This is a genomic window from Xanthomonas hortorum (assembly GCF_040279205.1).
GTDB lineage: Bacteria > Pseudomonadota > Gammaproteobacteria > Xanthomonadales > Xanthomonadaceae > Xanthomonas > Xanthomonas hortorum_F.
The window spans coordinates 43,914-50,665 of record NZ_JBEOLS010000037.1; the positions used below are offsets into that span (position 1 = coordinate 43,914).

6 protein-coding genes and 1 pseudogene are annotated in these 6,752 nt (G+C 57.6%); 2 read left to right on the forward strand and 5 right to left on the reverse strand.

The window, feature by feature from the left end; all coding sequences use genetic code 11:
• Window positions 1-33 precede the first annotated feature (33 nt).
• The 3 genes from ABS769_RS14630 to ABS769_RS14640 all read right to left on the reverse strand — a co-directional run bounded on the left by ABS769_RS14630 (window position 34) and on the right by ABS769_RS14640 (window position 2,168).
• Window positions 34-708, reverse strand: coding sequence for a DUF2306 domain-containing protein (locus tag ABS769_RS14630; protein WP_317062181.1), 675 nt, complete (start codon window positions 706-708; stop codon window positions 34-36).
• A 115-nt stretch (window positions 709-823) separates the two neighbouring features.
• Window positions 824-1,153, reverse strand: a complete 330-nt coding sequence (locus ABS769_RS14635) for a hypothetical protein (RefSeq protein ID WP_430544168.1) — start codon at window positions 1,151-1,153, stop codon at window positions 824-826.
• A 124-nt stretch (window positions 1,154-1,277) separates the two neighbouring features.
• On the reverse strand, window positions 1,278-2,168 hold the full coding sequence (locus ABS769_RS14640) for an RluA family pseudouridine synthase (RefSeq protein ID WP_317062176.1): 891 nt from the start codon (window positions 2,166-2,168) through the stop codon (window positions 1,278-1,280).
• Window positions 2,169-2,531: 363 nt separating this feature from the next.
• Between ABS769_RS14640 and ABS769_RS14645 the strand changes: the two genes are divergently transcribed.
• Both ABS769_RS14645 and ABS769_RS14650 read left to right on the forward strand, forming a co-directional pair.
• Window positions 2,532-3,365 carry a restriction endonuclease gene (locus ABS769_RS14645; RefSeq protein ID WP_317062177.1) on the forward strand — a complete coding sequence of 278 codons (834 nt, stop codon included), beginning with the start codon at window positions 2,532-2,534 and terminating at the stop codon, window positions 3,363-3,365.
• 190 nt (window positions 3,366-3,555) lie between these two features.
• Window positions 3,556-4,341, forward strand: coding sequence for a hypothetical protein (locus ABS769_RS14650; RefSeq protein WP_317062178.1), 786 nt, complete (start codon window positions 3,556-3,558; stop codon window positions 4,339-4,341).
• A gap of 359 nt (window positions 4,342-4,700) precedes the next feature.
• On the opposite strand, the gene ABS769_RS14655 is transcribed toward ABS769_RS14650, so the two are convergent.
• Window positions 4,701-6,203, reverse strand: a complete 1,503-nt coding sequence (locus ABS769_RS14655; protein WP_317062179.1) for a HEPN domain-containing protein — start codon at window positions 6,201-6,203, stop codon at window positions 4,701-4,703.
• A 65-nt stretch (window positions 6,204-6,268) separates the two neighbouring features.
• Window positions 6,269-6,478: pseudogene (locus ABS769_RS14660) on the reverse strand (TetR/AcrR family transcriptional regulator); the annotation flags it as partial.
• Window positions 6,479-6,752: the final 274 nt, after the last annotated feature.

Genomic DNA, 6,752 nt, shown 5'->3' on the forward strand with positions numbered 1-6,752 from the left:
GCCCTGCCTGCGCTTCGCACCGGGACCGCTTTTTCAGCCGGCGTCGATGCCGAGGCCGGGGAGTCGCGCGTGCCGGCGCGCGGCGTTGGCGATTGCGATCCCCACCATGTGGATCAGCAACGGCACCGCCCAACTGGCCCATAGCAGCGCCGCGATCGTATCGGGCGATGGTGCCACCCGGGCGCCGACAGCTGCGTAGAGCACAACACGGAACACGACCGGCGCCAGGGTCACCAGATACGCTCGCACCATCCAGCGTCGGTGCCGATCAACCCGCCCGCGACGGATGGCCACCAGGCCCACGGACGCCATCACCAGCCACGCCGCTTCCGTCGCTGCGAAGGCCACGCGGATCGCCATCGGCGCAGGCGAGGTGGCGATCAACCCGGTGGCGCCAAGCATCGCCACCAACATGCCGACGAAATAGGCACGCCCAACCCAGCGGTGCACCCATGCGTGCCTGCGCCAGCCTTGCGTGGCGAACTGCAGCGTGCCGAGTGCGATGCCAGCGGCACCGCCACCCAGGTGGCACCACAGCCAGCCACGCCGGGTCAGGAACATGGCGTATGCCGGCGACTCCAGCGCGGCGTACTTCAGGTACACGTGGCGGACAAACTCGGCCGCCAACGCCGCCAACGCAAGCCACAACAACGCCCACGCGACTCGGGCAAACGGCCTGCTACCCGCTACCTCGACACCTTCGCGCATCGGATCGACTCGCATGCCCCGCTCCTTCGGCCAGCCTGCTCTCGGCAGCGGAACGCTAGCATGGACATGCAGCAGGAGCGTGGGTGCGATCGTAGGTGCGGCGCGAGGGGAAGACTTACGCCTGGCGCTGCATTGCGTGCGACACCGGATCAACACCGTCGCTACCGAGCCGCTGCTCGTAGATCTCGTCGACCACGCCGCGTAGCGCGCGGGCGGAATTGAAGATGCTCTCGCCCAGAACCGACAGACTGGTGGCATCCAGCGGCTTGCCGCTGCACACCGCCACCATGTCGCTCTGCGCAGTGATCGTGCGCAGCAGCGTATGGAACTGGTCGATCTGCTGCAGGGTGACGCCGAAGGTGAAGGGCTCTTCGTGCATTTGCAGCTTGGTCGCTGGCGTGGCGCGTCGCCGAGCGGTAGTCGAAAGGGCTTTCGAAGCAGTCATGGCGTCCGTCATCGACGTAAGCGGACGGGATGTCCGCAAAGCGAGCGTAATGCTCTCTTTCGGATATCTGAAAACCAGATATTTCGCCCGATTTTTTAGCGAAGCAGAGGTTAGCGCCTCAAGTCTATTTTGTCGGTTCGACCGTCGTGGTAAAGCGCCGAGGCTCATCAGTGATCGGGTCATCGAACGCCAGCGTATGCGCAAATAACTGCAGCGGCCGTTCCGGATCGTCGGGCCGCTGGTCTTCCAGATCGGGATAGAAACGGTCATGCAGGATCGGCGCGCCCAGCGCGGCCATGTGCACACGCAGCTGGTGCTTGCGCCCAGTGACCGGCTCCAGCCGATACGTCCACGTGTCCGCACCGCGCGCAACCACATCGATCACCGTCTCGCTATTCGGCTCACCCACGCCCTCACGCATGCGGAAGAACGGCTCGCCCGGCTCCAGCTGGCTGCGATGCACATACGGAAACGTCAGCCCCGGCAGCGGCGGTGCGACCGCCAGATAGTGCTTGCGGATGCGTCGCTCACGAAACAGCGCCTGGTAGATCCCGCGCGTGGACGGGTTGGCAGAGAACAGCACCAGACCCGCGGTATCGCGATCAATGCGGTGCAGCGGCACCAATGCGGCGTTATCGAAGCGCCGCACCAAACGGGCCAACAGCGTCTGGTGCACGTACGCTCCAGCTGGCACCACGGGTAGGAAATGCGGCTTGCAGGCCACGACGATATGCGCGTCTGCATGCAACACCGTTTCCGTTGCCGTGATGATCGGCTCATCCGCTACTTCGCGGAAGTAATAGATCTCCGCACCAAGCCGATACGGTGCAGCGATATCCAATGCCTGCTGCTGCGCATCCAATACGCGCCCACGCACGAAGCGATCACGCCACGTGTCAGCCCCAACGACCGGAAAGCACGCACACAGCGCCTCCCACACCGTGCGCCACGGGCCGGACGGGAGCTGGAACTGGCTGGCAGGAGTGCCATCGAGGGTCGGGCGAGGAGCAGACATGGCGACAGCAGAAGCGCACTCAAGCAGATGGGCTGGGATCGTACCTTGTCGCGTCGATTCTCTCCGCAGTGATGTATCGGCTCTCCAATCCAGAAAGAGATTTTCGAGCGCCAGGCATCAAATGCATTACTGCGAAGCGTACACAGCGATCTCTACCGCAGCCCGCTTCCTCGGGTTGATTTGCACGCAGTTGCACTATAAGGATGCGCAAGCGACCTCAAGCTTTGGCGTAAAGATCACACCTCTTTACCTGCGCACGCGTCGTGCCGAGTGTTGATGAGGCATTGATCGCAACGGCGCGCGTGTTCTGCTGACAAAACCCGTTTCAACGGCTATGTTCAAGCCGGGAACGGGGGTTCTGGCATGGGACGCAGAAAGAAACAGGGTGGATTCGAAGCGCTGGCCGCATTGCCGTGGCCGGTTGGCTTCGTGATGGGAATCGCTGCGTATCTGGTGATGCGCTATGGCATCGGCTGGTGGTTCTCTCACCAGGGCGGAATGCTGTCGCAGGGCTTCGCCCAGCAATCGAGTGGAATGTTCGCGCCATTGGCGTGGACGCTGCTCGGCGTCTGCTGGCTTGCCGCGCTGGTTTCCTACCTGGGCACGCGCAGCCGGCGACGCTTTCTGGAAACACGCACAAGCCTGGAGAGCCTGGCCGCCGGCGGCTGGCGCCAGTTCGAACAATTGGTGGGTGAAGCATTTCGCCGCCAGGGCTACAGCGTCGAAGAAACCGGCCTGGGCGGCGCCGACGGCGGCATCGACCTGATTCTGCGCAAGGACGGCGGCCGCACGCTGGTGCAATGCAAGCAATGGAAGCGCCAGCAAGTCGGCGTCAGCATCGTGCGCGAGATGTACGGCCTGTTAGCCCATCACCAGGCCCACGCGGTAAAGATCGCTTGCATCGGCACCTACACGAAGGACGCCGAGCGCTTCGCCGAAGGCAAGCCGATTGAGCTGATTGGCGGCGAACAGCTGCTGAAAATGATTCGAGCGGTGCAACAACAAGTCGCAGCACAGCCGACACCGTCACGCATCGAACCCGCTTTTACTTCTACTCCTACTTCTACTGTTTCGGCGGCCGTTGCCACATCGAACTGCACGCGCTGCGGCAGCGCGCTAGTGCAGAGAAGAAACCGGCGCACGAGCGAGAACTTCCTAGGCTGCAGCCAGTTCCCGAAGTGCAGAGGAACTGCGTAAGTGAATCTACCCGCGTTTTCGGGCGTGATGGAATTGACTCAAAATCGATCAGAATGACCCGCGCATTTAGTTATCCATCGAGGTGAGCTGATCACATGCAACCAACTCATTCCTAGTTTCTTCTGATTTCCTAGACCGTAACGTTGACCTTAACATAGCAAGATCTCCGAGAGTCGTCAGGTAAAGTAATATGAAGCCGATTGAGAAAGACGATACGCTAAATCATTGTAGATCATTCCTAGCAATACTTGAGCTTGCACTCAGAGCCTGCGAAGCTGGGATGGCGCGGCCCATGCCAGTCTTGGCTTCCGGTTTTGAATTAAATGGCTACGTTTTGCGTCTGCCAGTGCGGGATATTCGCCACGCGATGTTGTTGAAGCAGGCTGCTTCGCTGCATTATTTGTATGCGGCAGTTGCGCTCTGTGATGCTGATCTTTTCATGGCGCAAGGTGCAGCTCAACGCATGGCTGACGAAGCGACTGACGACGTTTGCTTCTTAGCACAGGGAATAATTCAGGGCGAAACGCCACTTCATGAAAAGTTCCTGGATTCATTTTGGTCGGACCACGATGAGGCTCACAGTGACGTCGACAACGTCAGAAAAGCGCCCAGTGTTCGCCGTGAAAAGATTCATGCCGCGCTAAACGCGAATTCCGATAACCCAAGCCGCGCAGGACTTCTCGCTAAGCGACTTCACAAGACTTATTCCGGATTCGTACACGCGTCGTCCGCAAATGTTATGGATCTCTATGATGCTTATCGTCACACGTTCTGTGTCGAAAGTGGTCCTGCCTACCTTCGGGCGGACCATGTTCACGATTTCTGGAATTATTGCTACAGGGCGGGCTTGGCTTTCTTGGCGGCCGCTAAGGCATATGGATCCGCAAGCCTGTTTTCGCGAGTTGAAGAAGGGCTGGTTTCTTTTCAGCGGGTATGCGGTCGCGATGGCGGCTATAAAATCGACGATGCGCAATAGCGCGCCCAAGCATCCATCATTCTGCGCCGCTTCCTGATCATAATTCTGCGCTCGGAGGCTGCTTTGGCCTTGGCACGAATCTGGTGTGCGAGCACAGCTTGAATTAACGATGTCAGCACGAGTCGCTCATCAATGGCGAGGTCGTGGCCATCTAAGTCTGCCTGCGAGAGCGTGGCAGTACGCCAAAATGACCGCATTTTCCATCGCTCGCTGGTGGAGGTTGTAGAGATCCTCGCTATCGTGGATCGAAAATAGGGTCAGGTTAAATTCTTTATTCAAAACTCGCTTGTTCCTGCCCTGACTTCCACAGACCTCCACGGATATTGGCAAAGGACCTGCCCCCCGCGATCGAGACTTGTCTAAACCATCGACTTTGCATTAAGAGCCTTTCGCACCTTCCTTAGTTGCTCCAAGTGCTCGCAATAACCAGACCTGAAGCGAGCGAATGAGTGCCCATGGCCATATGGCTCTTTCACCCAAACTGAGCTATCCCAACCCGCCTCGATTAGGTCGGCTGCCGCGAACGTAAACTCCAGCGCATCCGTGAGAAACGGCACAAAATCCTTAATTACATTGAAATCGAAACTTTCAGATCTTCCATGAACGAAGTAGTTTCGGCACTCAACCGCTTTCTTGAGCACATAATCGAGGTTCGGGAAAGCGGCATCCATTTTATCGCTCACAATCTTGGCCCGATGAGCAACTTTCTTGGGTAACGATGGGCGGCCAAGGCGTTTCATGGCAGCAATGGCGCTGTCCCTGTCTTGGCTCTGGTTGATCGTCTTAAGCATTTCCAGTATTGAAACCTGAGCGGCCGCCAGATCCTTTGGGAGTTCGAGTTCCAATGGCACGGCCTCATTTGGAAGCACATCGAACATGTTCGCCGCTGCCACGAGCCGATCGACGCTGTAGGAGTTGCCCTTCTGCATGCAACTAATATAGCGGTTTCGTGCAATTGCTCGCCCTGGATCCGATTTGAGCCAATTCGCGAGAACGCGAGAGAACTCATCGGGCCGATCGACTGGCCTTAAGGGCACATCCCCAGGATGAGGCTTTGTACTGAGATTTTGCCCAGACTTAGGTGCAAAGCTCCAATGGACCCGTAGCGCCTCTCGGTATGAAGTTTTCGATTTATCAAGAGTCCTTAGCTGAATTCCCTTTACGTCTTGCAAACGGCCCGCTGCTCCCGATAGAAATCTCGCCAAGCAGGTTATACGGTCCATTGCGCCCTCAAATGCAACAGGCTCATCTGGCTCTATGGATACATATATTGTGTTTTTTAAGCTTGCGCCTGTAGGACTACCTGATTTGAACGCGGGTCGATGGCAAACCTTAATCGTTCCAAGGCAGGTGTCAACCTCAGAAATCACCATCTTCCCTGTGTAATATGCCACTTGCGGCCAAGCACCTACTTCGGTGCTTTTAGTCAACCCCCGTTCGGCTAACACAGTATCGATAACGGTATCAGGCCCTGATATCGTTCCGAACGAAGCGAAGTCATAGAATAATACGGACAAATCATTTGTAGTAAAGTTAATTTGATCGATCAACGGTGCCAGGGGGTCGAGATGCTCGTGTCCAACAGTCACATAGTGTGGGAAGATATTTGCATAGTGATAAGCCTCTTCGTCACGTCCCATATTCATACCACGAGATGACCATGCGCAATCGATGCAGGTAATGTAGCGCCCATCTAGGGTTTTACCCTTGATATAGTCCAGCGGCTCATCACGATGAAACTCTGATCTACTGCTCAGCGCCAGGTTCGTGCGGTCACTCTTTAGAATTAGCTCGCCAAAGCAGGAGTTCTCAGGAGAGAATTGAAAGGTGCCTTGGAGGCGACGATCCTCAGATTTGTTCATTATTACTCCGCTTAGATTTCGTCAAAGTCCAGTACATCTTATGTCTTAGTAATGAGGTCAGGTTAGCTGAAGGCGTCGCACCACTCCGTGCCGCTCTGCAGCACCACATCAAGCAAAGGGGCAAGCCCACGGTAGACGCCTGTATTCCGCGACAGATTCTCGAGAAACGCGCTCAGCGCAGCCAGGTCGTCGAGCGTGCTGGCGCGCACGTGGCTGGAAGCGGTGGTCGAGAGGAAGCGTCCGCTGTAGGTTGCGGCGACCAACGACTCGCATGTCGCGCACGAAATGGTGCGGATGCCCGCATGCCTTGGATACCTCAGGGTCAGGCTGAGTTTCTGGCTTAGGCGCCTGCGCTCACATTCGAACGTCGTCGCGGACAAACCTTGACCTCCCATACATCCCCCACCCGCCATCCTCGGCTTCAGCCTCAACTGGAGAACACACGATGATGAAGTGGATGGGCACCGCGCTGGCCGCGGCACTGCTGGTGAGCGGTTGCGCCAAGGTGGAGGGCGAGAAGTTCGTCGGCCACTGGGTCAACGTGCAGAC